Raw genomic sequence first — 2,393 nt, forward strand, 5'->3', positions numbered from 1 at the left:
CATGCTGGAGCTGACGGTCGGCCCGCTGGACCACCCTGAAGAGGCCGACAGCATTGCCGACCTGTTCAAGGAAATCACCAACCTCGGCACGATCGAGCCGCTGGACGCCGGCCGCTCGGCCGACGGCATGCGCCGCTTCAAGATCATGACGACGTCCGCCGACGGCGATCTGCTGGACCTGTTCACCTTCCACGTGGCCCGCGAGCAGCTGAAGCTTTCGCCGCTGGGCGATGGCTTCGGCTTCCACGAGGGCGCACCGGGCGCACCCGAAGCGTCTGCCAACGCCAACCAGGACCTGGGCTACGGCTTCTTCGACGACGCCCCTGGCGCGCCGCAGGAAAGCACCGCCGCCGCACCGGCCGCAGCCCCCGCGCCCAGCGCCGAGGTGTCTGTCGTCGCCACGCCGGTGGCCCAGCGCCCGACCGCTCGCGCCGAAGCCAAGGCCGCTGCCGGCCCCGAGTCCAGCACGCTGCGCGTCTCGATCGAAAAGGTCGACCAGCTGATCAACCTGGTGGGCGAGCTCGTCATCACCCAGGCCATGCTGGCCCAGAACAGCCGCGCCGTGGACCAGCAGATCAACCAGCAGCTGCTGTCCGGCCTGGCCGACCTGGAACGCAACACCCGCGACCTGCAGGAAGCGGTGATGTCGATCCGCATGATTCCGATGTCGGTCGTGTTCAACCGCTTCCCGCGCATGCTGCGCGACCTGGCGGCCAAGCTCGACAAGAAGGTCGACCTGGTCACGCAGGGTGAAGCCACCGAACTGGACAAGGGCTTGGTCGAGAAGATCACCGACCCGCTGACCCACCTGGTGCGCAACAGCTGCGACCACGGCATCGAATCGCCGGCAGACCGGGCCGCCAAGGGCAAGCCTGAGAACGGCACCGTGACCCTGGTCGCTTCCCACCAGGGCGGCTCCATCGTGATCGAAGTGCGCGACGACGGCCGCGGCCTGAACCGCGCCAAGCTGCTGAGCAAGGCCCGCGAACGCGGCATCGACGCACCCGATTCGATGACCGACCAGGAGGTCTACGGCCTGATCTTCGCGCCGGGCTTCTCGACCGCCGACCAGGTGACCGACGTGTCCGGCCGCGGCGTCGGCATGGACGTGGTCAAGAAGAACATCACCTCGCTGGGTGGCACGGTCGAGATCGACTCGGCCGAAGGCTACGGCATGAGCGTCAAGGTCCGGCTGCCGCTGACCCTGGCCATCATGGACGGCATGAGCATCGGCGTCGGCGAGGAGTGCTACATCCTGCCGCTGTCCTCGGTGGTCGAATCGTTCCAGATCGAGCCGGGCATGATCAAGACCATTGGCGGCTCGGGCCGCGTGGTCGAGGTGCGTGACGAGTTCATGCCGGTGATCGACCTGGAGAAGGTCTTCGAGGTGCCGCGCTTCGACTTCGAGAACGTCTCGAACATCATGGTCGTGGTGGAAGCCGAAGGCGGCCGCGTGGCCCTGCTGGTCGACGAACTGCTGGGCCAGCAGCAAGTCGTGGTGAAGAACCTGGAAGCCAACTACCGCAAGGTCAACGACGTCTCGGGCGCCACCATCATGGGCGATGGCCGCGTCGCGCTGATCCTGGACATCGGCTCGCTGGTGCGCCGCTCGCGGCACTGATCCCCGCTCCAGCGCCGAAGCGCCTCCACCTGCGCCCTGATCGGCGCAGGCCTGCCTCCTCCTGCTCCCCATCCAGCCCACTCCTATGCTGTCATTCCTCTCGGCCAAGCAGCGTGCACTGCTGGTGCTCGGCTTCATCGCAGCCGGCCAGGCCTGTGTCGCGACCGGCCTGTCGCTTGGCTGGACCACGACCGCCGTGCTCGCCTCCAGCCTGACCCTGAACGCCGTGGCTGCTGCGATCTACGTCGGCAGCCTGATGGTGATCCGTCAGTTCAACGTGCATTTCTGCGGCCTGGTGCGCAACCTGTCCAAGGGCGACCTGTCTCAGGAAATCCGCCCGGTCAATGCGAACCCGGAAACCGCCGTGCTGCTGGGTCTGCTGTCCGAGCTGCAGGCCGAACTGCGCCGCTCGATCACCTCGATCCGCACCGGCGCCGACGGCGTGACCGTGGCCGCCAGCGAGATCGCCACCGGCAACCAGGACCTGTCCTCGCGCACCGAGCAGACCGCCTCCAGCCTGCAGCAGGCTGCCAACTCCATCTCCGAGCTGACCGGCACCGTGCGCCAGAGCGCCGACGCTGCAGCCCAGGCCAACCAACTGGCCAGCTCAGCCGCCGAGGTGGCGCGCCGCGGCGGCGACGTGGTTTCGCAGGTCGTCTCGACCATGGGCGAGATCAGCACCAGCTCGAAGAAGATCGCCGACATCATCGGCGTGATCGATGGCATCGCATTCCAGACCAACATCCTGGCGCTGAACGCGGCCGTCGAAGTG

The 2,393-nt window shown here is 67.3% G+C and carries 2 protein-coding genes; both read left to right on the plus strand.

Going from position 1 to position 2,393, the window contains the following annotated elements; all coding sequences use genetic code 11:
- Nucleotides 1-1,621, plus strand: a 1,621-nt coding sequence (locus tag FKP22_RS27425; RefSeq protein ID WP_141291134.1) for a chemotaxis protein CheA, incomplete at its 5' end; no start/stop codon positions are given.
- Between the two features lie 85 nt (nt 1,622-1,706).
- A partial coding sequence (locus FKP22_RS27430; RefSeq protein WP_233446980.1) for a methyl-accepting chemotaxis protein occupies nt 1,707-2,393 on the plus strand: 687 nt, incomplete at its 3' end.

It is taken from the genome of Ideonella azotifigens (genome assembly GCF_006519715.1).
Taxonomy (GTDB): domain Bacteria; phylum Pseudomonadota; class Gammaproteobacteria; order Burkholderiales; family Burkholderiaceae_C; genus Ideonella; species Ideonella azotifigens.